The 22,066-nt window shown below is 41.0% G+C and carries 21 protein-coding genes and 1 pseudogene; 11 read left to right on the forward strand and 11 right to left on the reverse strand.

Annotation, left to right across the window (positions count from 1 at the left end):
• Window positions 1-431: 431 nt before the first annotated feature.
• The 5 genes from RSJ42_RS06335 to nifS form a co-directional block, all read right to left on the reverse strand.
• Complete coding sequence (locus RSJ42_RS06335) at window positions 432-1,862, reverse strand: IS4 family transposase (RefSeq protein WP_048048145.1); 1,431 nt, start codon at window positions 1,860-1,862, stop codon at window positions 432-434.
• A gap of 275 nt (window positions 1,863-2,137) precedes the next feature.
• Window positions 2,138-3,052, reverse strand: a complete 915-nt coding sequence (gene nadA / locus RSJ42_RS06340) for a quinolinate synthase NadA (protein WP_048048146.1) — start codon at window positions 3,050-3,052, stop codon at window positions 2,138-2,140.
• Between the two features lie 57 nt (window positions 3,053-3,109).
• Window positions 3,110-3,856, reverse strand: a complete 747-nt coding sequence (locus RSJ42_RS06345; protein WP_048048147.1) for a HesA/MoeB/ThiF family protein — start codon at window positions 3,854-3,856, stop codon at window positions 3,110-3,112.
• A gap of 41 nt (window positions 3,857-3,897) precedes the next feature.
• Complete coding sequence (nifU, locus tag RSJ42_RS06350) at window positions 3,898-4,287, reverse strand: Fe-S cluster assembly scaffold protein NifU (protein WP_048048148.1); 390 nt, start codon at window positions 4,285-4,287, stop codon at window positions 3,898-3,900.
• A 92-nt stretch (window positions 4,288-4,379) separates the two neighbouring features.
• Entirely contained in the window at window positions 4,380-5,594 is a 1,215-nt protein-coding gene (nifS, locus tag RSJ42_RS06355) for a cysteine desulfurase NifS (RefSeq protein WP_048048149.1), read from the reverse strand.
• A 196-nt stretch (window positions 5,595-5,790) separates the two neighbouring features.
• Here nifS and RSJ42_RS06360 point away from each other — a divergent pair, with 196 nt between their 5' ends.
• From RSJ42_RS06360 to RSJ42_RS06380, 5 genes are all read left to right on the forward strand, one after another.
• A complete protein-coding gene (locus tag RSJ42_RS06360) occupies window positions 5,791-6,126 on the forward strand; it encodes a transcriptional regulator (RefSeq protein ID WP_310892338.1) in 336 nt (111 codons plus the stop codon).
• A gap of 186 nt (window positions 6,127-6,312) precedes the next feature.
• Window positions 6,313-6,441 carry a hypothetical protein gene (locus tag RSJ42_RS06365; protein WP_259637131.1) on the forward strand — a complete coding sequence of 43 codons (129 nt, stop codon included), beginning with the start codon at window positions 6,313-6,315 and terminating at the stop codon, window positions 6,439-6,441.
• A gap of 39 nt (window positions 6,442-6,480) precedes the next feature.
• Complete coding sequence (gene cysK / locus RSJ42_RS06370; RefSeq protein ID WP_048048151.1) at window positions 6,481-7,416, forward strand: cysteine synthase A; 936 nt, start codon at window positions 6,481-6,483, stop codon at window positions 7,414-7,416.
• A 60-nt stretch (window positions 7,417-7,476) separates the two neighbouring features.
• Complete coding sequence (gene cysE / locus RSJ42_RS06375; protein WP_048048152.1) at window positions 7,477-8,427, forward strand: serine O-acetyltransferase; 951 nt, start codon at window positions 7,477-7,479, stop codon at window positions 8,425-8,427.
• A gap of 528 nt (window positions 8,428-8,955) precedes the next feature.
• A complete protein-coding gene (locus RSJ42_RS06380; RefSeq protein ID WP_410508133.1) occupies window positions 8,956-10,386 on the forward strand; it encodes a transposase in 1,431 nt (476 codons plus the stop codon).
• A gap of 161 nt (window positions 10,387-10,547) precedes the next feature.
• On the opposite strand, the gene thiM is transcribed toward RSJ42_RS06380, so the two are convergent.
• From thiM to larE, 4 genes are all read right to left on the reverse strand, one after another.
• The gene (gene thiM / locus RSJ42_RS06385) at window positions 10,548-11,333 is read right to left on the reverse strand and encodes a hydroxyethylthiazole kinase (protein WP_048048153.1); all 786 of its coding nucleotides are present in this window, start codon (window positions 11,331-11,333) and stop codon (window positions 10,548-10,550) included.
• Window positions 11,334-11,517: 184 nt separating this feature from the next.
• The gene (fdhD, locus tag RSJ42_RS06390; RefSeq protein WP_048048154.1) at window positions 11,518-12,312 is read right to left on the reverse strand and encodes a formate dehydrogenase accessory sulfurtransferase FdhD; all 795 of its coding nucleotides are present in this window, start codon (window positions 12,310-12,312) and stop codon (window positions 11,518-11,520) included.
• 42 nt (window positions 12,313-12,354) lie between these two features.
• Window positions 12,355-13,551: a cysteine desulfurase gene (locus tag RSJ42_RS06395; protein WP_048048155.1), complete on the reverse strand. Its 1,197-nt coding sequence runs from the start codon at window positions 13,549-13,551 to the stop codon at window positions 12,355-12,357.
• The gene (gene larE / locus RSJ42_RS06400) at window positions 13,548-14,345 is read right to left on the reverse strand and encodes an ATP-dependent sacrificial sulfur transferase LarE (RefSeq protein ID WP_048048164.1); all 798 of its coding nucleotides are present in this window, start codon (window positions 14,343-14,345) and stop codon (window positions 13,548-13,550) included. The genes RSJ42_RS06395 and larE overlap by 4 nt, the downstream gene beginning before the upstream one ends.
• Window positions 14,346-14,554: 209 nt before the next feature.
• Between larE and RSJ42_RS06405 the strand changes: the two genes are divergently transcribed.
• The 3 genes from RSJ42_RS06405 to RSJ42_RS06415 all read left to right on the forward strand — a co-directional run bounded on the left by RSJ42_RS06405 (window position 14,555) and on the right by RSJ42_RS06415 (window position 15,784).
• Complete coding sequence (locus RSJ42_RS06405; protein ID WP_048048156.1) at window positions 14,555-14,833, forward strand: MoaD/ThiS family protein; 279 nt, start codon at window positions 14,555-14,557, stop codon at window positions 14,831-14,833.
• 121 nt (window positions 14,834-14,954) lie between these two features.
• Window positions 14,955-15,413 carry a DUF1890 domain-containing protein gene (locus RSJ42_RS06410; RefSeq protein ID WP_048048157.1) on the forward strand — a complete coding sequence of 153 codons (459 nt, stop codon included), beginning with the start codon at window positions 14,955-14,957 and terminating at the stop codon, window positions 15,411-15,413.
• Window positions 15,410-15,784 (forward strand): DUF1894 domain-containing protein, encoded by a 375-nt coding sequence (locus RSJ42_RS06415; RefSeq protein WP_048048158.1) that lies wholly within the window; start codon window positions 15,410-15,412, stop codon window positions 15,782-15,784. Before RSJ42_RS06410 ends, RSJ42_RS06415 begins: the two co-directional genes overlap by 4 nt.
• 553 nt (window positions 15,785-16,337) lie before the next feature.
• Here RSJ42_RS06415 and RSJ42_RS06420 read toward each other — a convergent pair.
• Both RSJ42_RS06420 and RSJ42_RS06425 read right to left on the reverse strand, forming a co-directional pair.
• Complete coding sequence (locus RSJ42_RS06420) at window positions 16,338-17,348, reverse strand: ABC transporter permease (RefSeq protein WP_080932899.1); 1,011 nt, start codon at window positions 17,346-17,348, stop codon at window positions 16,338-16,340.
• Window positions 17,345-18,154 carry an ABC transporter ATP-binding protein gene (locus RSJ42_RS06425; RefSeq protein WP_375294179.1) on the reverse strand — a complete coding sequence of 270 codons (810 nt, stop codon included), beginning with the start codon at window positions 18,152-18,154 and terminating at the stop codon, window positions 17,345-17,347. The genes RSJ42_RS06420 and RSJ42_RS06425 overlap by 4 nt, the downstream gene beginning before the upstream one ends.
• A 466-nt stretch (window positions 18,155-18,620) precedes the next feature.
• On the opposite strand from RSJ42_RS06425, the gene RSJ42_RS06430 reads away from it, so the two are divergent.
• The 3 genes and pseudogenes from RSJ42_RS06430 (at window position 18,621) to RSJ42_RS06440 (ending at window position 22,029) form a co-directional block, all read left to right on the forward strand.
• The gene (locus RSJ42_RS06430) at window positions 18,621-19,757 is read left to right on the forward strand and encodes an ABC transporter substrate-binding protein (protein ID WP_052735042.1); all 1,137 of its coding nucleotides are present in this window, start codon (window positions 18,621-18,623) and stop codon (window positions 19,755-19,757) included.
• Window positions 19,758-19,829: 72 nt separating this feature from the next.
• Window positions 19,830-20,189, forward strand: coding sequence for a hypothetical protein (locus tag RSJ42_RS06435; protein WP_048048160.1), 360 nt, complete (start codon window positions 19,830-19,832; stop codon window positions 20,187-20,189).
• A gap of 597 nt (window positions 20,190-20,786) precedes the next feature.
• Window positions 20,787-22,029, forward strand: a pseudogene (locus tag RSJ42_RS06440) (IS110 family transposase).
• Window positions 22,030-22,066 lie beyond the last annotated feature (37 nt).

Below are 22,066 nucleotides of genomic sequence, written 5' to 3' on the forward strand. Positions count from 1 at the left end.
TAATCTGTATCGAGACCTGACGCTTCCCTATTTCCCCTTCTCTCACGTTCCTGCTCTATCTCCTCTGGTTTCCTTTATAAACTGTTTAAAAGTCAGAAGCGAAAATCGAACTCACATAATTCCGGGTTGCAGCCGAAAGCATCACCACTCTGCCATTCTGACAAGTCTGTCTTATTTATATGGTCACAATTGTGACTATATCTTCACGATTGTGATCTAAATATAAATAATTATCTCTTCACAGGAGAAAAATATAACATGATAAAAAGGTGACCTTCTCATTGATCAGTTATTATTCCCTGTTTGCCAAAGAAGTTGCCCTATAACCTAAGTTTGACAGTTTCCACTAATTGATACTTTATTTTTCCCCTCTTTTTTGTCCCAACTGGATTTGACAATTATTTATGATTTATAAAAATTTATTACACATGCTATGTAATTGCATTCCTTTTTGCTACTATCAAGCTATTGATTTGGTCAAAATTCGCAAAAATATAGTTTTTGACTCCATTTATTTTGAACTTGATTGTAAGTGTCAAATTCTTCAAGCTTTTTTTAATGAATTTTGTAGATGTGTGTTTTAGCTCCTCAAATTCATATCGCTCATGCGATATGAATAATTGGGCTATAAACCCAAGGATAACAGCTCCATAAATGCAATCATCCGACCATACCCTTAATGGCTTGATATTAATTTCGTTTTTCAACGAATGGAATATTTTCTCAATCGAATCCTTTTTTCTGTATATTTTCAATGCATCTTCAAGTGTCAAATTCCTGTTCGATTTCAGGCAGAAAAATCCTTCTCTTCCGTTAATCAATGAAGCTTTCAGGAGTTCTATCGCTTCCTCGTCACTAAGCTCTTCGAGCTTAGTTCTAAAAGAGTAATCAATCTCAATCAATTCATTATTTATTCTGAATTTCTTAGGAAGCTTTTTGTTTCTTATAACGGCTTTCTGAATCTCTTTCGCTTCCTGCAACTTCCTCATAACAGCTCTTGCTCTTGCTTCCAACTGTCTTTTTTGTAAAGATTCAGAGAAATAGAAATACTTAATGCTTCTAGGCTTGACGATTTTTATTCCATATATACCTTTTTCAGGATCTATAAGTTCTGCTCTTTCCAGATCAAATTTCTCTATTATTTTGTCGTCACTCGTATTCAGTTTCATGGCAGTGAGATAGTCCATCTCAGCATTCTGTATACTCTTGATATTCTCTGTGGTATTAGCTCCTTTATCAAAAACAATAAGAGAACCTTTTTTAAGTCTTCTTTTTACCTGATTATAAGTGTCAGAGAAGTGCTCAAGGTCAAGAACGTTTCCTTTCTTCACTGTAACTCCAATAGGAATGTTAATGGGGTCAGCTAATTCACTAATTCCAACGGTTATCTGCAGCTTATCAGGTCTGTGATCTCTGCTATATCCGTATTTACCAAGGTTAGATTTAGTCCCGTAAAGGACTATACTCGTCCAATCCAAGTTTATATCTGTCTCTTCAAAATCGTATGCCGCAAACAGAGAATCCAGAATATCAGAGAGAATTTCCTCTCTGTTACGTCCTAACAGTTCAAGAGTTCTGTAAAGAACTCTTTCATGAAACTGTTCAAGGTTTAAGATATCAAGAATCTCTTCCTGATTTAACCATTTGCCAGCTTCTTTGATGCTAAAATTCTCAGTTAATTTGTAGCTTAACAAACCGATTAGTAAACTATTGAGATCAAGACCTTTGCTTTTATGTTTGCTAAAAATATCATAGAAATTAAGCTTTTCATAAAAGAGTTGAACGGCAAGGATAGATCCGATAGAAACACATATATTCTTGGTAGGAATTGTAGGGAAGGCTTTCTGTTTTGTAATTTTCATTTGACCAAATAAACAAAACAGAGAGCACTTATTTTTATATAACTGTCAAAGTCAGGATATAACCTTTTTTCCGCAGCACATTCGACTGGTCCAGTGGAAAAGAGCAACTGAAAAAACAGCCACAACCAAGCGCAATTAAGTCCTGATATAATCAGTACCCAACCGGCTTGCCTTGCAGCCCTGCCAAAAAGATATAAAAATAAAGGCTAAACACCTTTGGATGAAGTGAAAAATGGTTTAAAAATAAGAGAAGGACCCCTCATTACATCTTGAATTCAACTTCCGCTGATCTCAATCATCCTGTCAAGCGCCTTTTTTGCTTTCACTCTTACATGTTCCGGAACATTGACCTCATATTCCATATTTTCAAGGCTGTTCAGGATAGATTCGAGAGTGATTTTTTTCATATTATAGCAGCGAGCTTTTTCTGAAGGGGGATAGAATTTCTTATCCGGGTACTTTCTTTTCAGTTTTTCAAAAAGCTCTTTCTCAGTCCCAATAATAAATTCTCTGGAGCCTGATTTTTCCACCTGTTTCACTATTCCGGTGGTGCTTAGAATATGGTCTGCAAGACACAGGACTTCAGGCCTGCATTCAGGATGTGCAAGAAATTCTGCGTCAGGGTGCAGGTTCTTTAAATATCTTATGTCTTCTTCGCTGATGTTATCATGAACATGACAAAATCCGGGCCAGAGATGGATTTTTTTGTCGGTATGAAGGGACACGAATGCACCGAGGTTTTTGTCCGGGACAAAAATTACTTCCCTATTTTCGATTGAATTTACCACATTTACCGCATTTGCAGATGTGCAGCAAATATCCGATTCAGCTTTTACGGCAGCTGAGCTGTTTACATAGCAAACGACTGCTGCATCAGGGTGTTTTTCTTTTTCTTCCCTGAGAGCCTTTACCGTGACCATATCTGCCATCGGGCAGCCTGCATCAGGGACAGGTAAAAAGACTAACTTTTCAGGGGAAAGGATAGATGCGGACTCAGCCATGAAATGGACGCCTGCAAAGACTATAACATCGGCTTTCGAATTCACTGCCGCCTTACAGAGGGAAAGAGAATCCCCGACAAAATCCGCAACTTCCTGCACTTCTCTGCGCGTGTAAAAATGGGAGAGAATTATCGCATTTCGTTCTTCTTTGAGTCTTTTAATTTTTTCTTTAATTAACTGATTTTCCATAACAAACTCATTCCTCAAATCACAGGCATAAACCTGCGAAAAAACTGTTTTTCAATCTTATCCATTAATTTTGGTCTGCATCTTATCTATAATCCCGCAGACAGGGCAATTTTCTGCTCTATTAATACTTATTTCACTGAAAGAGCAGGAAGAGCCATCCCATAAAAGAAGGCGGTTTTCCAGGAGCTGACCCTGCCCTGTCAGGTATTTAATTGCTTCATTTGCCTGAATTGAGCCTATTACGCCAGGTGTTGTTCCCAGTACCGGAAATACTTCTTTTTTAAAGGAGTGGAAAATACAGCAAAGGCATGGAGTTTTTCCCGGAATCACTGTTGTTGCCTGACCTCTGTATCCTGCGACTGCGCCATGGATAAGGGGTATTTTTCTCTTCACGGCAAGCCTGTTCAGGACGTGCCTTGTATCAAAATTGTCCAGAGCATCTATAATCAGGTCGCAGGAAGGAACTATTAAGTCTGCGTTTTCGTCCGTGATCTTTTCTTTAATTGTTTCTACTTTTATGTCGGGGTTCATCGAAAGAAGTTTTTCTTCTGCGGATATGACTTTCTCTCTTCCGAGATCCCTTTCATGATGAAGAAACTGTCTGTTAAGGTTACTTTTTTCTACACAGTCAAAATCCGCAATGATTATTTTCCCGACACCTGCAATTGCAAGGTAAGTAGAAATCGGAGATCCAAGCCCTCCAGTCCCAGCAACGAATACCGTTGCTCTCTTCAGTTTCTCCTGGCCTTCTTCCCCAAACAACATTATCTGCCGGATATACTTTTCAGTCTCAGTCTTTTTCATCTGTATTCCCCAAGCTCAGGTTTATGGTTTTAAAAACCGGTTTATTCTGTCCATGGCTCAAGTCCGTTCTTCTTCAGATAATCATTGATTGCCTCATGAATTGCCTCTTCCGCAAGCATTGAACAGTGCATTTTGATCGGAGGGAGCCCATCAAGTGCTTCTGCAACTGCTTTATTTGAAAGCTGCCAGGCTTGTTTCAGGGTTTTTCCTTTTATAAGTTCGGTTGCCATGCTACTTGATGCAATTGCAGCCCCGCACCCAAAGGTCTGGAACTTTACATCAACAATCCTGTCTTCTTCCACTTTAAGGAATATCTTCATTATGTCTCCGCACTTTGCGTTTCCGACCTCTCCAACTCCGTCACAGTTCTCTATGCTGCCCATGTTCCTGGGGTTTGAAAAATGGTCCATAACTTTAACGCTGTAATCCACGAATTGTCCTCCTGCACGGTATTTTTTGGATTATAATTATGAGGTTTCTAAATTCAGATTCCTAAAACAGGTTATCTAACCGGTTTTTTTGCTCAAAACTTCCTGTATTCCTGAGGAGTCAATGGCGACATATTCCTGAGCTTCTGAACAATCTCAGGCAGGACTTCAAGCACCCTATCCACATTTTCCTGAGTATTCATTTTCCCAAGGCTCAACCTCAGAGAGCCGTGAACGATTTCATGTGGAACTCCGCAGGCTGTAAGCACATGCGATGGTTCAAGAGATGTAGAGTTACACGCACTTCCAGTAGATGCAAAAATTCCTTTTGCGTTCAGTAGCAGCAAAAGAGACTCCCCTTCTATGAATTCAAATGTAATGTTCACGTTGTTTGCAAGCCTTTCTGTAGGATGCCCGTTGAGATGGGTTTTAGGAACCTGCAGAAGTCCTTCAATCAGGCGTTCTCTCATTTCAAGGAGGGTTTTATTCTCTTCTTCAAGCTCACATGTTGCAAGTTCTATAGCTTTTCCGAGACCAACAATAGCCGGAACATTTTCTGTGCCTGCCCTGCGCTTTCTTTCCTGAGCCCCACCGTGAAAAAGAGCTTCGATTTTCACACTTTTTCTTATGTAAAGCGCCCCGCAGCCCTTTGGACCGCCGAACTTATGCCCTGAAAGAGATAGAAGGTCAATATTCATTTTTTGAACGTCTATGGGGACGTGCCCTATTGCCTGCACTGCATCCGTGTGGAAATAAATCCTTTTCTCCTTTGCGATTTTTCCTATTTCCTCAACAGGCTGAATCGTCCCAACTTCATTGTTCGCAAGCATTATGGAAATGAGTATGGTGTCGTCTCTAATCGCATTTCTCAGATCCTCAGGTGCTACCATTCCATATTTGTCAACAGGAAGGTAAGTAACCTCAAACCCCTGCCCTTCAAGCCATGAACAGGCATGAAGGACGGCATGATGTTCTATAGAGCTTGTAATTATGTGCTTTCCTTTGTTCCTGTTAGCAAAGGCTATTCCCTTTAATGCCCAGTTATCGGACTCGGTACCTCCGGATGTGAAGTAGATCTCATTCTCTTCAGCTCCGATGGCATCTGCAACCTTTTTTCTTGCCTCTTCTATTGCACGTTTTGAGACTTTTCCCGGATCATAGATAGAAGAAGGGTTTCCGAAGTTTTCTGTCAGGTAGGGAAGCATCTCTTCAACAACTTCTTTTCTTACCGGAGTTGTAGCAGAGTTATCCATGTAAATGGTCCTGTTTTCCACTATCACACTTACACCTTCACAATTGTGAATAATCATAACAATTGGGACTATTTAAGTTTTATCCCTGAAAATATCTGAGATGACGGCCTGATGAAACAGTGAAACCTCAAAATCCGGCAGTTTTTTTAAAATATTGCTTTGCGTGGCAATCTTATTATTATTTTTGCTAATGATAATAAATATATATGTATATAAGATATATTCGTTCTCAATTGTAAAATCTCAAAAAGTGATGGTAATTATGGAAACTCCGTGTCAGAAGATTGTGTGGGATCTGGTTCCCGCAATAAGGGCCAGTCTTGCAATCGAACTTGTAAATAAAGGACAGTCGCAGGCGGCTTCCGCAAAGCTGCTGGGGATTGCCCCGTCGGCAGTTTCCCAGTATATTTCGGGAAAAAGAGGATACAGGATCGAGTTCCAGGGCGAGACAAAGGAATTGATCGAAAAACTTGCTCAAGACCTGATCGATAATACAGCCGACGACTTTGTGGTAAGGGTATGCAAGATTTGTGCAAGTGCAAGAGGAATTGAGAGTAACTGCAATAGCACCTGCGGCCCTGAAGAGTAAGACAGCAACAGAATGAAACCTGGACCAGATGTTCTCTAAAGTCTCTTTTTGACGGTTCCTAGATCGTTTTCAGACCAATTTAAAATCTTTTAAGTCCAGAAGCTTCTCGATAACTATATATCCAAGATAACCTAAGATAAACATAATTCACAATTGTGAATTTTTATGCAAATTCTATTATGTTGCATGAATGGCATTGCAGAGTTCAAACTCTCTCAAAGCAAGGAACTTGAGATAAATTCCCTGATGGCTGTAGGTCTGCATGAAAAAAACATGCACTATCGGCCGTTTAAAAATACGCTTGAACGGAATTGACATATAAAGAATCTGGAAAGAAATAAACTGCAAGAAAAGGTGAAAAGTACGGGGCGAATATATTCCGATATAACCTGGACAATAGGCAATACACCGCTTGTCCGGCTGAACCGAATAACGAAAGGTCTTCATGCAGATATGCTTGTTAAACTGGAATCCTTTAACCCGATGGGAAGTGTAAAGGACAGGATCGGACTGGCAATGATCGAAGAAGCCGAACGTGAAGGGAAAATTAAACCTGGCACTACTATTGTTGAACCAACAAGCGGCAATACCGGCATTGCACTTGCAGGCGTATGCGCTGCTCGGGGCTACAAGCTCATCCTTGTCATGCCCGAGACGATGACTGTAGAAAGAAGAAAACTGCTCAAGGCACTGGGTGCAGAAATCATCCTGACACCTGGGCCTGAAGGGATGAAAGGTGCAGTTAACAGAGCAGAGCAGATGGCTGCAGAAGATCCCGCTTTTTACTATCTACCCCAGCAATTCCAGAATCCAGCAAATCCTGCAGTTCACATAAGAACAACTGCCGAGGAAATATGGAAGGACACGGATGGCAAAGCGGACGTGCTTGTAGCAGGCGTTGGGACAGGAGGGACAATAACAGGTATTGCCAGTGTTCTCAAAAAAAGGAAGCCTGATTTCAGGGCGTTTGCTGTCGAACCTGCTGAGTCTCCTGTCCTCAGCGGCGGAAAGCCAGGACCGCACAGGATCCAGGGAATAGGTGCAGGATTCATTCCTGATGTACTTCAACTCGACCTTGTTGATGAAATAATCAAAGTAAATGCAGACGATGCCATTGCAACAGCCAGAAGGCTCGCAAAAGAAGAAGGAATTCTTGCAGGAATATCTTCAGGTGCGGCTGCATATGCGGCATTACAGGTAGCATCCAGAGAAGAGATGAACGGAAAGACAATCGTTGTCATCCTTCCGGATACGGGAGAACGCTATCTGAGCACCGATCTGTTTGACTGATCTGTTTAGCTAATCTATTTGCCGGCTAATTTATTTAACAATTAACACCGGAAGATCTCAATGGGAATCAGGGAAGACATAAGAACAGTTTTCAAAAAAGACCCTGCAGCAAGGTCCACGCTCGAGGTACTCTGTTGCTATCCAGGCCTGCACGCTATCTGGATGCACCGCATAGCACACTCTCTCTGGGATAAAGATTTCTTTTTTCTTGCCCGTTTGACATCTCACATTTCGAGGGCACTCACGGGCATTGAGATCCACCCGGGAGCAAAGCTCGGGGAGAGGGTTTTTATTGACCATGGATCAGGTGTGGTGATTGGAGAAACTGCTGAGGTGGGGGATGATGTCCTCATATACATGGGAGTTGTGCTCGGAGGTACAGCCCTGGAGAGGAAAAAACGCCATCCGACTGTTGAAAATGACGTTGTTCTCGGTTCAGGCGCAATCGTGCTGGGACCGATTACGATAGGAAGAGGGGCAAAAATAGGTGCAGGCTCGGTTGTAGTTCGATCAGTTCCTCCGAATGCTACCGCGGTCGGAGTTCCTGCCAAAATTGCCGGCACGCCAAAACCATCCACCCCTTCAGAGCAATTGGACCATAATAAGCTGCCTGATCCAGTACTTACTGTGATAAGCCAGATGCTTGATCGGTTGAGCAGGTTGGAAGAACGTCTTCAAGCCCATGAAGGAACCTTATCTACGCCTGCACAGATTTCCGTGAAAACCTCGGAAAAAACCGGGCTTAACAAAGATGAGCAAATCTATTCCCTGCTAAAAGAAGTAATAGACCCCGAAGTAGGGGTAGATATCGTCAATCTGGGCCTGGTCAAGGAAGTTATTGTGGACGGGGAAAATGTAGACGTAAACCTTGTATTAACAACAACCGCCTGCCCCATGATTGATTACCTTAAAGATCAGGTAAAGAGAAAGGTCCTGAGCATTGATGGGGTAGAAAATGTTACCGTCAATATTCTTGATGAGCCCTGGAAATTGGATAGGAGCAACAGGTAGGCATTTCATTAAGATAAGTTTAACAGTTCAGACGCCCTAATTTCTCTTTCAGAATTTCACTTCGGGAGTATACAGTCTTTTTCGGTTTACTGGCGGTTCGATAATGTGCGATCCTTTCCGAGAAAAAAGAAAAAAGTCCGCAAGTAAAAATACACGAAAAGGAGTTAATACTCCCCTCATTCAGTGAGGGGCATCTATCGATTTTACGAATAGATTGTAATCCAATCTGAGAATATTTTTTGCAGCATTAAGATCACGGTCAACTTGAGTTTTTTATTTCCGAATAATATTAATGAATTTAATGAATTTTCTGGTTTCCTTTCTTACATCGTCGCTGTATACTACTGCAGAAATTGCAAAGCAGGGCTATCAGCCCCATTTTCAACAACGCTCCTGCATTTTTCTGTGTTTATTTCGCTGATAGCAACTATGGAAACTTTTATCGTACTCTTCACTTCTTTTATTCTGGAACCTGACTTTGACAGTTAGATAAAAATAAGTGCTCTCTATTTTGTGTAATTCGGTCAAATGAACATCACAAAACAGAGAGCGTTTCCTACAATTCCTAACAAGAATATAAGTGTTCCTATCGGATCAATTCTTGCTGTCCAACTCTTTTATGAAAAGCTTAATTTCTTTGATATTTTTAGCAAACATAAAAGCAGGGGTCTTGATCTCAATAGTTTACTAATTGGATTGTTAAGCTACAAATTAACTGAGAATTTTAGTATCAAAGAAGCTGGTAAATGGTTAAATCAGGGAGAAATTCTTGATATCTTAAATCTTGAAAGGTTTCATGAAAGAGTTCTTTACAGAACTCTTGAACTTTTAGGACGTAATAGAGAGGAAATCCTCTCTGACATTCTTGATTCTCTGTTTTCTGTCTACGATTTTGAAGAGACAAATATAAACCTTGATTGGACGAGTATAGTTCTTTACGGGACTAAATCCAACCTTGGTAAATACGGGTATAGTAGAGATCACAGGCCTGATAAGCTGCAGATAACCGTTGGAATCAGTGAATTAACTAATCCCATTAACATTCCTATTGGTGTTACCGTGAATCGAGGAAACGTTCTTGACCTGGAGCACTTCTCTGACACTTATAACCAGGTAAAAAGCAGACTTAAAAAGGGTTCTCTTATTATTTTTGATAAAGGAGCTAACACCACTGATAATCTCAAGAGTATACAGGATGCTGAGATGGACTATCTCACTGCCATGAAACTGAATACAAGTGACGATAAAATAATCGAGAACTTTGATCTGGAAAAAGCAGAACTGATAGATTCCCAAAAAGGTATATATGGGATAAAAATCGTCAAGCCTAGCAGCAGTAAGTATTTCTATTTCTCTGAATCTTTACAGAAAAGACAGTTAGAAGCAAAAGCAAGAGCTGTTCTGAAGAAATTAAAGGAAGCAAAAGAGATTCAGAAGGCTTTAGTAAACAACAAAAAGCTTCCTAAGAAATTCAGAATAAATAATGAGTTGATTGAGATTGATTACTGTTTTAGAACTAAGCTCGAAGAGCTTAGTGATGAGGAAGCTATAGAACTCCTGAAAGCTTCATTGATTAACGGAAGAGAAGGATTTTTTTGTCTGAAATCGAACAGGGATTTGACACTTCAAGATGCATTGATAACATACAGAAAAAAGGATTCTATTGAGAAAATATTCCATTCGTTGAAAAATGAAATCCAGATTAAGCCGTTGAGAGTCTGGTCAGACGATAGCATTTATGGAGCTATTATCCTTGGATTTATAGCCCAATTATTCATATCGCTGATGCGATATGAATTTGAGGAGATAAAACATACGTCTACAAAATTCATTAAAAAAAGCTTGAAGAATTTGACACTTACAATCAAGTTCAAGATAAATGGAGTTAAAAACTATATTTTTGCGAATTTTGATAGGATCAATAGCTTATTAGTAACAAAAAGGAATGGAATTATATAGAATATGTAATAAATTTTAATAAATTTTAAAGAATCGTCAAATCCAGTTGGGACAAAAAAGAAAGGAAAAAAAGTATCAATTAGTGGAAACTGTCAAACTGAGGCTGGAAAGCCCTATCCCTTTCCTGTGTCTTTTGTTTATTCAGGAAATATTTTTCAGGTTCACCGTTCCTCGACTTTCATCATGCCCCTTACTTTTTCATCGGACAGATTGAACACTTCGTCATAGAGGTTAACCTTAAAACTTCCAGGTCCTATCGACTTTTCAGCTGCAAGTTCTCCTGCAACTCCAAAATAGACCAGAGCGTCTTTGGCGGCATCACAATAATCCGGATTGGCCGAAGCAAACGAACCGATTATTGACGCAGCCATGCACCCGGTCCCGACAATTGAGCCCATCAGCCCATGCCCGTTCTTTACAATAAATGTCCTGTTCCCGTCACTTATTATGTCTTCTTTTCCTGTCATTACCACGACGGAAGACCTGGATTTTGCGAATTCTTTTGCAACTTTCTCAGGGTCTGCACTAATAGAGGTTGCTTCAACACCTTTTGTTTCAGCGTTTTCGCCTGCGAGTTTTGCGATCTCGGAATAATTTCCTTTGATTATATCAATACGGACCGAACCAAGAATTTTTGCAGCCATCTCATCCCTGAATTTCGTAGCCCCAACTCCTACTGCATCGAGTACCACAGGGATTTTCTTTTCGTTTGCAGCGGCAGCAGAAAGAATCATGGAATCTATGATTTCGGAAGTCAGGGTTCCTATATTCAGCACAAGTGCAGATGAGATCTTTGTCATATCAGCGCATTCTTCAGAGGCATGCGCCATTACAGGAAGAGCTCCAAAAGCTCTTGTTATATTTGCGCAGTCGTAAATAGTTACCCAGTTAGTAATATGGTGTACCAGGGGTTTTGTTTCCCTGATTGTTTTTAATGGATTTTTCATCTGTATTCCTCGATAGACGTTTTAAATTCACGTGGTTTAAAGTTACGAATGCTAAAAAAAGCGTGATATCTGTTGATCAGTGATTATTCATCTGGCAAATAGTAAAGGCTCTTAGTTGTCAATAATTAGAAGCTCATAATCAAGCGTTAAATACTCATACTTAACATAAGGCTCAGAACTAAGCTTACTCCTTATTCCTTACTCTTTCCACGCCTGTGTAAATATTCATTTTCTGGCTTCGGACAAAACCGATAATAGTAAGGCCAGCCTGCTCTGCCATACTTATTGCAAGCGTTGTAGTTGCACCTCTGGATGCGATAACAGGGATGTTAGCCATCAGGCATTTCCTTACCATCTCCGAAGAAAGCCTTCCTGAACAGGTCACAACCGTCCTAGAGAAGTCCACACCATGTTTCAGCCCATAACCTATTACCTTGTCAAGGGCGTTATGCCTGCCGATATCTTCTATCACACAGACTTTTCCGTCCGGCCCGAAAAGCCCTACAATATGTATGCCGCCTGTTCTTGTATGGAGATCTGAAATCAGGGCTTCTTTCATTATACTTTTTATTGTTGAGACATCGATAACCAGATCCGATTGAATTTTCGGAAGCCTTTCAGCGTCAACATATGAGGTGTCGCCTCCACACCCTGAAAGGACAGTTTTGCTTGAAAACATGATCGAAAAAGGGTTCTTTGTCAGGACGCTTGCACTTAGAGTACCGATACCATTTTCATCTCTGTTTTTGTCTCTGCTTTTTTCTATGCGCATCGATTCGATGTCCTCAAGTTTACGGATAATCTTTTCCGTGTATAAGAATCCCGTTACAAACTCTTCAAGCATTGTCGGGCTTACCATAGCAGTTAGGGCATTGCGACCATTGACGAAGACTGCAAGAGGTACTTCCATTACAATCTCATGCGATGACGGGACCATTGACCCGTTATCATATTTTATACAGGGAACCGTGCTGTACATCCTTATACCACACATACCACATTCTTTAGTTGTAATACTTCTTTACGCCGTACGAGCAATTTCTTCGATTATTTCAATAAGCAGGTCAATCTCTTCCAGAGTATTGTAAAGGTAAAGGCTTGCTCTCACAGTACCGTTTTCAAGCCCCAGGTACTTCATTAACGGAATGCAGCAGTGATCTCCCGAGCGTACAAGAATTGCTGCTCTTTCGTCAAGCAAATAAGCTACCTCATGAGGATGAATCCTGTCTATGGTAAAAGAGACAACTCCTATCCTGTTTTTTGTGTCCTGAGGTCCATAAACAGTAACATTATCTATACCGGCAAGTCCTGAAAGAAGACGTCTAGTTAGCTTCTCTTCGTGCCTGAATATGGCATCTATCCCCAGGCTTTCAAGGTATTTCACTGCCTGTGCCAGCCCTATTGCTCCAGAGATATGAGGCGTGCCCGCTTCGTATCGTTTATAACCTGCAGTCAGGGTATATCCTTCAGCAGTGTCACCTTCGATATCCACATCCTCAATGGTGCCTCCCCCTACCATAAAGGGAGAAATAACCTCATTCTTCATCCATAGCACGCCGGTACCAGTCGGCCCAAGCATCTTGTGCCCTGAAAAACACAGAAAGTCGCATCCCATATCCTGAGCGTCCACGGAAAAATGGGGAACTGACTGTGCTCCGTCAACCAGGAGATACGCTCCGTGCTCTTTACAGATGGCAGCAATTTCACGGATAGGCTGCACGGTACCAAGCACGTTTGAAACATGGCTTATTGCAACCAGTTTTGTGTCAGCAGTTATTGCCCTGTCAAATGCCTCCACTTCAAAGATACCTTGCAAACCTGGATGGAGAATATTTACCTTAACGCCTTTCTGGCGCAAGCGAAGCCAGGGAAGCAGGTTAGAGTGGTGCTCCATAACTGTTGTCACTATCCGGTCTCCGGGCCGCCAGTCAAGTCCTGCTGCAACCATGTTGATGGCTTCTGTGGTGTTTCTAGTAAAGACTGTTGTGCCTTCCATCCCGCCAATGAAATTGCTGACTATGTCGTGTGCGTCCTGATATTTCTGTGTTGCAACCCTTGTAAGCCTGTGCATCCCCCTTCCCACATTTGCTCGGTACTGCCGGTCGTACTCGTTCATGGAATTTATGACTGGCTCAGGGATAAGGCTGGTTGCAGCGCTGTCCATGTAATGGAGGTGCTGCGGTATCTGAAAGTCAGCCAGACAGTCTTCGATCTTCATAACACTTCGTCCATGCTGCCGCTTCTGTATCCTTTAAGGTCAAGTGTAATATATGAAAAGCCGAAGTTTTCCAGTGCTTCCACGATTTTATGCCGGACACCCATTGCCCTTTCAAGTTCCTCAGGTATCAGTTCTATCCTTGCAATCTTGCCATGAAGCCGTACACGCAGCTGGGAAAAGCCCAAATTCTGCATGAAATCTTCTGCCTTTTCTATCATCTGCAATTTCTCAGATGTAATTTCTTCCCCATATGGGATCCGGGATGCAAGGCATGAGGAAGAGGGTTTGTTCCAGATCTCAAGCCCGCAGTCCTGAGCCATCTTTCTTATTTCTGCTTTCTGGACTCCTGATGAGAGAAAGGGGTGGATGATTCCTTCTTCGATGCTTGCTTTAAGCCCGGGGCGGTATTCTTTAAGGTCAGAAGCATTAATGCCGTCCGCGATATTTGGAATTCCAAGTTTATCAGCATAGTCTCGCAGCATCCTGGCAGATAGTTTTTTGCAGATATAACAGCGGTCAGGACTGTTTTTTCTGAACTCTTCATTTTCCATTACAGAGAAAGGCATTATTTCACAGGATAAACCCAGCTTGTGCGCATTTTCCACTGCATCGCTGACACCTCTTCGCGGGACAATGGGAGCATCAAGGAGTACACATTTAACCCTTTCAGAGAGCGCTTTTTGAGCAAGTACTGCAAGCAATGTGCTGTCTATGCCCCCGGAATATGCGATAAGCAGGCATTCCATTCCTGCAAGCTCTCTTATCAATTCATCACGTACATTTTCTTTTTGCATGGATATATACCGCCCATTTGATTTGATACCTGCCTCTTGATCTGGATATCTTTGTTCTGCCAGTTCCACAAACTTTAAATTTTTGAACCGCATTCACAATTGTGAATAACCTGGAAAGGGTACTTATTGGTAAAATACTTTTTGTCACAGAACAGCCCGAACTTTAAAATATGCTACGAAGAAGCTATGTACAAGGCCAAGTGAGGACCATGAAAATTAGGATACGAACCTTTGCTAAAGTAAAGGACATTCTCGGAGCGGATAGTTTTCTTGAATGTCAGGAAGGCACCTCAATGAAGGAACTTCTTAAAGCACTTCGCGAGAGAGCCGGAAAATCCGAAGATCAGCTATTTTCAAGGGATGGAGACCTGCACAGTAATCTGGTTTTGATGATGAACGGTGCACGAATTTATGAAGAAGATATCGATTCTCTCATACTTGCAGAAGGAGATGAAATTACACTTTTTTCTCCGGTATCAGGAGGATGATCCTTAACGAAAAAACATCGGAGAAAAAGATCAGTTTCCACAGAAATCTTAATTGCAAAAATTATTTTTGAGAATTAACCTGTACTCCATTTTTATGATAAAATACCAAGAGATGAATTTCATGACCAATGTAAAAGTGCTTCTTATGATGGGATGTCCAGAGGTCCCAATTCAAACCAGTATTGCCCTGTATCTTTCCCATAAGCTGACCAGCTCAGGATTCGATGTAACCGTTGCCGGAACAACTGCCGCAACCAAGCTTTTGAAAGTATCTGATTCAGATGGTTACTATGCAAAAAAGCTTGTAGATCTCGATAAAACCCTTGAGGATATTATTGAAAAAAAGACTGATTTTGATGTATGCTTTGCTTTCATGCATAACGATTCCGGAATGACTTATGCAGCAACAGTGAGCGCCATTTCTCAGGCCAGAATGTATTCCATTGTCTTTGGCAGGCACGCCGAGGAATTATCCCAAACAATAGAGTTTGATTGTGAGAAAATCGTTACACCGGATGTTCACAACCCTGTTCGTCTCAAGAACAAACTGGATAAAGTAATGGAGGAGATAGCAAAATGAGCTGTATTGAACAGATGAAGTACACGATCCTCCTGGAAAGGATTAGCTTCAAGGAGGCTAGAGAGTACATTGAGAAAAACTCGGATGAAGTCTATTATGTATCACCAGGTTATAAAATCTTCAAGGACTACTATATTATAGGAATACCACCCGTTGCTGTGGGTTCTAAGGGCAACGCTCTAGTTTTTACCTATACTAAGCCCTGCCACGGAAGCTTTGTCCTGAGCATAGACAACGAAGACAGTATAAAGGAGATAAATCGGCTCAGGGAATCGGAAAAAGAGAAGGTAACAGCCTCATTAAAGAAGGATAAACCTCCTGAAAGCTCCAGAGCATCCACAACCAGCTACCAGGATCTATGGAAAGAGTGAAATATAAAAAACAAATCCAGTACGATTGCTCTTTACGCCCTGCTGTTTACGATTATCGTGATGTCCTCTTTAAAAGGCGAATATATTGTTACCCTACCGTTAGATGTGGTAAGTATTTCTATCCCTCTCTTAATCTATTTTGCAATTATGTTTGGTGTCTCCTTTTTTTCGCCAGGAAAATAGGGATAAACTACAGATAGACGACATCACTTTCTTTTACAGCAGCAAGTAACAACTTCGAACTGGCAATTGCCCTAGAGGTAGCTGTTTTTGGGATAAATTCCGGGCAGGCGTTTGCAGCAGTTATTGACCCTTTGATTGAAGTGCCCGTGAGGATCGGTATTGTGAATGTAGCCCTCTACTGGAGAGAGATATTTCACAAAAACACAATCAAGCCTTAAACTGCAATCCAGCCTGAAAAATCGAAATAAAAAACCCTGAAACCGGTTTTGAAGTCGATTAACGCTGCATATAGTTGATAAGGAGGAACTCAAATTAATTCTGAAAATATCTCATAAAATTGAGATCCTCCTAAATGCAATTTTTTGAATTATCAATGAGAAGAGGCAGAATTTTCCCCTTGTCCATGTACCGGATGCCAACGCAGAAAATGCTTCTGGATGCGGTCAAAGATATTCATGACCCCTATAACAACCAGTATCATCAGGATCATGCCTGCAATCACTTTGTCATAATTTGCGAACTGGTGATAGTACTGGATATACCAGCCAAGGCCGGATGTTGCTGCGATCATTTCAGCCACGGTCAGCGTGATAAATGAGAGTATCAGCCCTATCATTGCACCCGAAAATATAGACGGTAGAGCAGCAGGCAGGAGAATTTTCCTTATCATCTGGTAGTCTGAAAGACCGAGTGTGCGGGCAGAGTTGATAAGACGGGGGTCTGCTGAGAATACTCCATTGACACAACCAACAAGGATGGGCCAGAATGCTCCTATGAAAATTAAGAAGATCGAAGATGCCCTGAAGGTTGGCAAAAGCACGATGGAATATGGCAGATATACGGTTGCTGGGATAGGAGATACCGTTTTTGCAATGGGATAAGCCACATCAAACAGCCTTTTTTTCCAGCCGGCATAAAGCCCTATAGGAATCGCAAGGGCAAGAGCAAGAAAATACCCTGCAAAAAGGATGCCCATAGAACTGATCACCCCATCTGCCATCTGTTCGGTATCGGTCTGGAAGACCATGAAAACCTTCGCAGGACCAGGGAAGATGAACGAATCGAGCAGTGCAAATTTGCCCAGAAGCAGTTCCCAGAGAAACAGCCCCGAAGATATAATGAGGAATATATCCGTGGTTGTAACAATCTTCTCATAGTTTAGATATATTTTTGCCCAGTATATTACCATGAGCAGAAGAATAACGGCAACAAATACACTGTTGTCCTTTGCCGCCTGTTCAGGGGAATCAGGAAGCGCCACTGTCAGGGCAAGAGTAGCAAGCAGAATGGCAAAAACAATACCTGCCCTGAGGCTATTTTTGGAGATCGTGCTAAATCTTCCAGTTACAGTGCCTGATACGAATTTATTTTCGGACGTCATGCAAATCCCTCCAGTTCTTTTTCCTGTTTTTCTATCTCTTCTACCATCTCACCATATAATACTGAAAGCAGATGGGACTTCAGGGCAAGGTAATTGGGATCAATACTCAGGTCCTTGCGGAGCCTTGGCCTGGAGAAAGGGACTTCAATTATCTCTTTTATACGCCCCGGAGAAGGTGTCATGATAGCTACTTTGTCTGAAAGCAAAAGTGCCTCGTCTATGTCATGAGTAACGAAAAGAACTGTCTTACGCTGCTCTCCTTCGGACCAGAGGTGCAAAAGAAGGTCCTGCATATATATCCTGTTCAGGGAATCTAGAGCTCCAAAGGGTTCATCCATAAGGAAGACTTTAGGGTCCATGGAGAACATTCTGGCGATTGAAGCCCTCTGTCTCATTCCACCTGAAAGGGTGCCCGGATATGCATTTTTGAATTTCTCAAGCCCTACAAGCTCGATAAACTCCTGTGCTGTCTTCTCTATATCTCTGCGTTCCCCGGTTTTTTTTGCATGCTCAATCGCAAAGCAGACATTTTCAAATGTGGTCATCCATGGAAAGAGCGAATAATCCTGAAATACTGTACCGCGGTCAGTTCCAGGTCCCTTTACACGTGCACCATCTATGAGGACAGAGCCTTCTGACGGAGGACGCAGCCCCGAGACCACATCAATTATTGTACTTTTCCCGCAGCCTGATGGACCAATAAGGGAAATGAACTCTCCATTTTCTATGCTCAGGTTGACATCTGAGAGTGCTTTATGGCCTGTGCCGTTATTTCCATAGGACAGCGAGAGATTCTTCAGGTCAATTGTTGCCGTTTCTATCCCTCCGTAAAAATTTGAAACCGGAAGGAAAGGAAATATTATGTGAGCTTTTTTCCAGATATAGGTTTGATTTATAATTCATATGATACACCGTATAACGCCTCAGGTCGCAGATTAAGAGATAATCCTGACCGAAGGTGTTGCTTTTGCATCTGAGTTGAGTTTTTATGTTTTGCTTAATGGTATATGCACGAAAACAAGGGATTTATAAGCTAAGTATCAAGCAATTATTGGTAAAGAAATTCCGGTTTTGAATTTTTTGCGGCAAAAAGAGTTTAAGGGATGGACAAAAATCAAAAAAATGAGGCAATTTTGCCTGAATTATATGGTTTATGTATAATTAAAGGTCATTTTTACTCGAATATCGATATATAAATCCCTCATTATCCTATGGATACCTCAGTTAGTGGTTTTTTGGCATCAGCCAGAAGAACATCAATGGAGGTCCTTAATGGATAAAAAATATACATTTATTGGGATATTTATTGCTTTAATTGTGCTTGCAGGCGTCAGTATAACTCTGCTGAACCAGGGAGGCTCTTCGGATTCTGGCGGTTCACAGGAAGTAAATACCTCGACCTCTGACGAACAGAGTGTTAATACTTCAACCTCCGAAGTTACTTCTACTTCCGGAGCCAAGACTGTAAAGCACGGATACCTGCCTTCAAACGGTGACGCGCTCATCTTTGTGGCAAAGGAAGAAGGTTTTTGGGATGAGGAAGGCTTAAACGTGGAGCTGTACCAGTTTACAAAAGGTACAGAAGGCTATAATTCATTGTTTGGGAACAAGCTCGATACAGTGGGTGCCGGGACGTCTGATCCTGCAACTTACATTGCACAGGGAGCAGAGATTACTATTATTGGCGGCCTGATGAGTGAAGGCCAGTTTCTTGTAACTGCCCCTGAAAATGCGGAAGACCTCGCAGACCTTAACAACTGGAAGGGTAAACAAATTGCGACAATTGCGATGTCCAATGGAGACCTGATCTACAAAGCTGCACTGAAGAAAGCAGGCATCGACTGGAAGAAGGATGTGACGTTCCTCGAGTTAGGCTCACCGAATGCAGTACTGGAAGCAGTCAAGACTGGTAAATCTGATGGCGGCATAATATGGATTCCGTATGAGATACTTGCACAGCAGCAGGGGCTTTCCGTAGCGTCATACTCATATCAGTACTATGATAACCACCCATGCTGCCGGATCGCTCTGAAGACCGAAACCCTGAATGAAGACAGGGATACTTATGTGAAGTTTGAGAAAGGATTGATCAGGGCGTACAAGTTCTTCAGTGAGAACCAGAATGAATCCGTCGATGACATCCAGAAATATGTCAATGTTGACAAAGAAGCTATCCGCCAGTCAACCTGGAGTGATTACTTCTATGCATCGCCTGATCCCAATAAAAACGGTGTGGTTGAGTATTATCAGATGATGAAAGACAGCGGGTACATCGATACGGATGTCAGGGTTGAGGACCATATCGACAGCACGGTCTACAAAGAGGCGCTTGATGAGCTGATTTCGGAAAATCCGGATGACCAGTTCTACCAGAACCTGTTATCGGAATATAAAGAAATGAATGAGTGATCGTAATCATCAGGTAAATTCAAAGGAAGTATTATTTACAGGAAAAATTAAAATGAATCTTTAGTCGTAATCATGAAGAGTATTAATACTCTTCAGTTTACTGATGCCGATTTTTCGCTTAATCTTAAAATAAATGTTGATTTTGTTTTGATTATACCACCTGGGAATATCGCTGAGGAACCTATGGACAAAAAACATTTGCTTATCGGGTGTCTGTGTGCTATTTTTGTGCTTGCAGGCATCTTTTTAATGCTGCTAAAACCAGATAACTCTCCGGATTCGAGGAGATTACAGGATTTATATACTCCACCAATTGTTGACTGCTGCAGCGGTTTTGATAATACTTCCATGAATATTTCGGATGATACGAATGATTCTACATATGATGTCAAAACTGTCAGGAACGTTACTGGCTCTCAAAAGGTAACTTGATAATCCTGAATTGAGAAAGGAGTTTTCTTAAGAGGGATTATTGGTAATGTGAAAAAAAGTAACGCTGTTTTGTGACATTTTTGCACAACCGTTATTAAGAAGTTGTCTTAGAGGTTGTCTTAAAATTCAAATTACTTCTACATTTGGATAGTAGGCGTTGTTGAAGTTAAATTCAGACCGTAAATATATTACATCGGATTTACTTGTTTGATGTATAACATCAAATATATTAGACATCATGGTTAATATTTACACTTCATATATTTAATGGCTTAATGCTACTGTTTTTCAGTTCAAATGCGTAAGTCCTGCACCAGTTGTAGAATCAAATTTAATTTTAAGACACGCTCTTAGATAAAACGCATATGAAATTCTTCGAATAACAGGCACAAAGAAATGAAAGTACTTTTTTCCTTACTTTTTTTACCTATCAACATCATTATCATGGGCAGTAAGGTTGTACTTATTTTGGTTCTTCGAAGCCGTGATAAAACTAACCAGTGAATTGCCATCGAAGGCTCAAATGTGACTTTGATCGCGGATGCTAAATTGGCCTTTGAGGCAATTCTACTGCCCAAATTAATTTGGTGATCTAATTTGGTTGAAGTCATAAACAAAGCTTGTGGTTTAGACATTCACAAACTCTTTTTCATTGCTACAATCCTCAGTAGATGTGGTGAAAAACAGCAACAACATTTTTATAGAACCCCTGACGAAATTTTAGCCTTTAAAAACTGGGTTATATCAGAGAAATGTGACGTTGTTGCCTGTGAATCAACGAGTGATTTTTGGGTTCCTATTTATGATGCGTTGATAAAACATCTACCTGTCATAGTTGGAAATGCCCGAGATATGAAGGCGTTTACACACAAAAAACAGATAAGCTCGATTCTGAATTCATCGCACAACTTGCATTGAATAATATGGTTCAACCATCAAGAGTTTTCCCAAAAGACCATAGAACATTTCGTTCATGTATTCGGCTTCGCCATAACCTTATACAAAAAAGAACAGATATAAAAAATGAAGCTCACGCCATACTTGCACCTGAAATGTTTAGTCTGAAGAATGTGCTAACAGACATTTTTGGGAAAAGCGGTAGAGCAATTCTATCAGGAATTTGTTCAGGTAAAAATGTTGACCAGATTATTGCAAGTCTTTCCCCAAATGTTCACAAAAAAAGTGATCATATAAGGGAAATTCTGGATAGAGAAATATCTCAAGGTGCTGCATTCAGGCTTCAGGTCTGTCTGGATATCATAAAGCATCTTGACAATGAAATCGAAATTTTGGAAAAAGAAATTTTCAATTATGCTTATAGAACTCATAAGCGGAAAATGGATATTTTAATGTCTGTTCCAGGTATAGGGGAACTTGGAGCAGCAACTCTAATTTCTGAAATAGGCGATTTCAAGGATTTTACTTCAGGGGATAAGCTTGCTTCATGGCTTGGTCTGGTTCCGAATGTGTACCAATCGGCGGATAAATACCATAACGGAAGAATCACTAAGAGAGGATCTAAGGAAGCAAGGTGGATTATAACACAGATTGCTCAGGCAGCAGCACGAACGAAAAATAGCAGGTTAAAAGAGTTTTTCAATAGAAAAAAGAAGTCGATTGGGCATTCAAAGGCGATTATTGCCCTGGCAAGAAAAATTGCAACAATTATCTGGCATCTGATTACAAACGAGGAGATGTATGAAGATGAAACTGGATATAAAAAGGGGAAATTCAAAAGAGAAAGATTGTTGAGACTGAGATATTCTCAGTTGATGAACGGATCAAAATAATGAATGAAATATATGTAATTGCGAGAAATTACGAAAAAGAAGGTACGTGAGGAAGATCTCCTCATATACTTTCATGCTAAATAATAT

Source organism: Methanosarcina hadiensis, from assembly GCF_046529725.1.
Classification (GTDB): domain Archaea; phylum Halobacteriota; class Methanosarcinia; order Methanosarcinales; family Methanosarcinaceae; genus Methanosarcina; species Methanosarcina hadiensis.

Bases quoted from the DNA above. Each gene is read 5' to 3' on its own strand.
- RSJ42_RS06335 (WP_048048145.1), bottom strand. From the start codon at position 1,862: ATGAAAATTACAAAACAGAAAGCCTTCCCTACAATTCCTACCAAGAAT.
- nadA (WP_048048146.1), bottom strand. From the start codon at position 3,052: ATGGAAAATCAGTTAATTAAAGAAAAAATTAAAAGACTCAAAGAAGAA.
- RSJ42_RS06345 (WP_048048147.1), bottom strand. From the start codon at position 3,856: ATGAAAAAGACTGAGACTGAAAAGTATATCCGGCAGATAATGTTGTTT.
- nifS (WP_048048149.1), bottom strand. From the start codon at position 5,594: ATGATTATTCACAATTGTGAAGGTGTAAGTGTGATAGTGGAAAACAGG.
- RSJ42_RS06360 (WP_310892338.1), top strand. From the start codon at position 5,791: ATGGTAATTATGGAAACTCCGTGTCAGAAGATTGTGTGGGATCTGGTT.
- RSJ42_RS06365 (WP_259637131.1), top strand. From the start codon at position 6,313: ATGAATGGCATTGCAGAGTTCAAACTCTCTCAAAGCAAGGAACTTGAG.
- cysE (WP_048048152.1), top strand. From the start codon at position 7,477: ATGGGAATCAGGGAAGACATAAGAACAGTTTTCAAAAAAGACCCTGCA.
- RSJ42_RS06380 (WP_410508133.1), top strand. From the start codon at position 8,956: ATGAACATCACAAAACAGAGAGCGTTTCCTACAATTCCTAACAAGAAT.
- thiM (WP_048048153.1), bottom strand. From the start codon at position 11,333: ATGAAAAATCCATTAAAAACAATCAGGGAAACAAAACCCCTGGTACAC.
- fdhD (WP_048048154.1), bottom strand. From the start codon at position 12,312: ATGTACAGCACGGTTCCCTGTATAAAATATGATAACGGGTCAATGGTC.
- RSJ42_RS06395 (WP_048048155.1), bottom strand. From the start codon at position 13,551: ATGAAGATCGAAGACTGTCTGGCTGACTTTCAGATACCGCAGCACCTC.
- larE (WP_048048164.1), bottom strand. From the start codon at position 14,345: ATGCAAAAAGAAAATGTACGTGATGAATTGATAAGAGAGCTTGCAGGA.
- RSJ42_RS06405 (WP_048048156.1), top strand. From the start codon at position 14,555: ATGAAAATTAGGATACGAACCTTTGCTAAAGTAAAGGACATTCTCGGA.
- RSJ42_RS06410 (WP_048048157.1), top strand. From the start codon at position 14,955: ATGACCAATGTAAAAGTGCTTCTTATGATGGGATGTCCAGAGGTCCCA.
- RSJ42_RS06415 (WP_048048158.1), top strand. From the start codon at position 15,410: ATGAGCTGTATTGAACAGATGAAGTACACGATCCTCCTGGAAAGGATT.
- RSJ42_RS06420 (WP_080932899.1), bottom strand. From the start codon at position 17,348: ATGACGTCCGAAAATAAATTCGTATCAGGCACTGTAACTGGAAGATTT.
- RSJ42_RS06430 (WP_052735042.1), top strand. From the start codon at position 18,621: ATGGATAAAAAATATACATTTATTGGGATATTTATTGCTTTAATTGTG.
- RSJ42_RS06435 (WP_048048160.1), top strand. From the start codon at position 19,830: ATGAAGAGTATTAATACTCTTCAGTTTACTGATGCCGATTTTTCGCTT.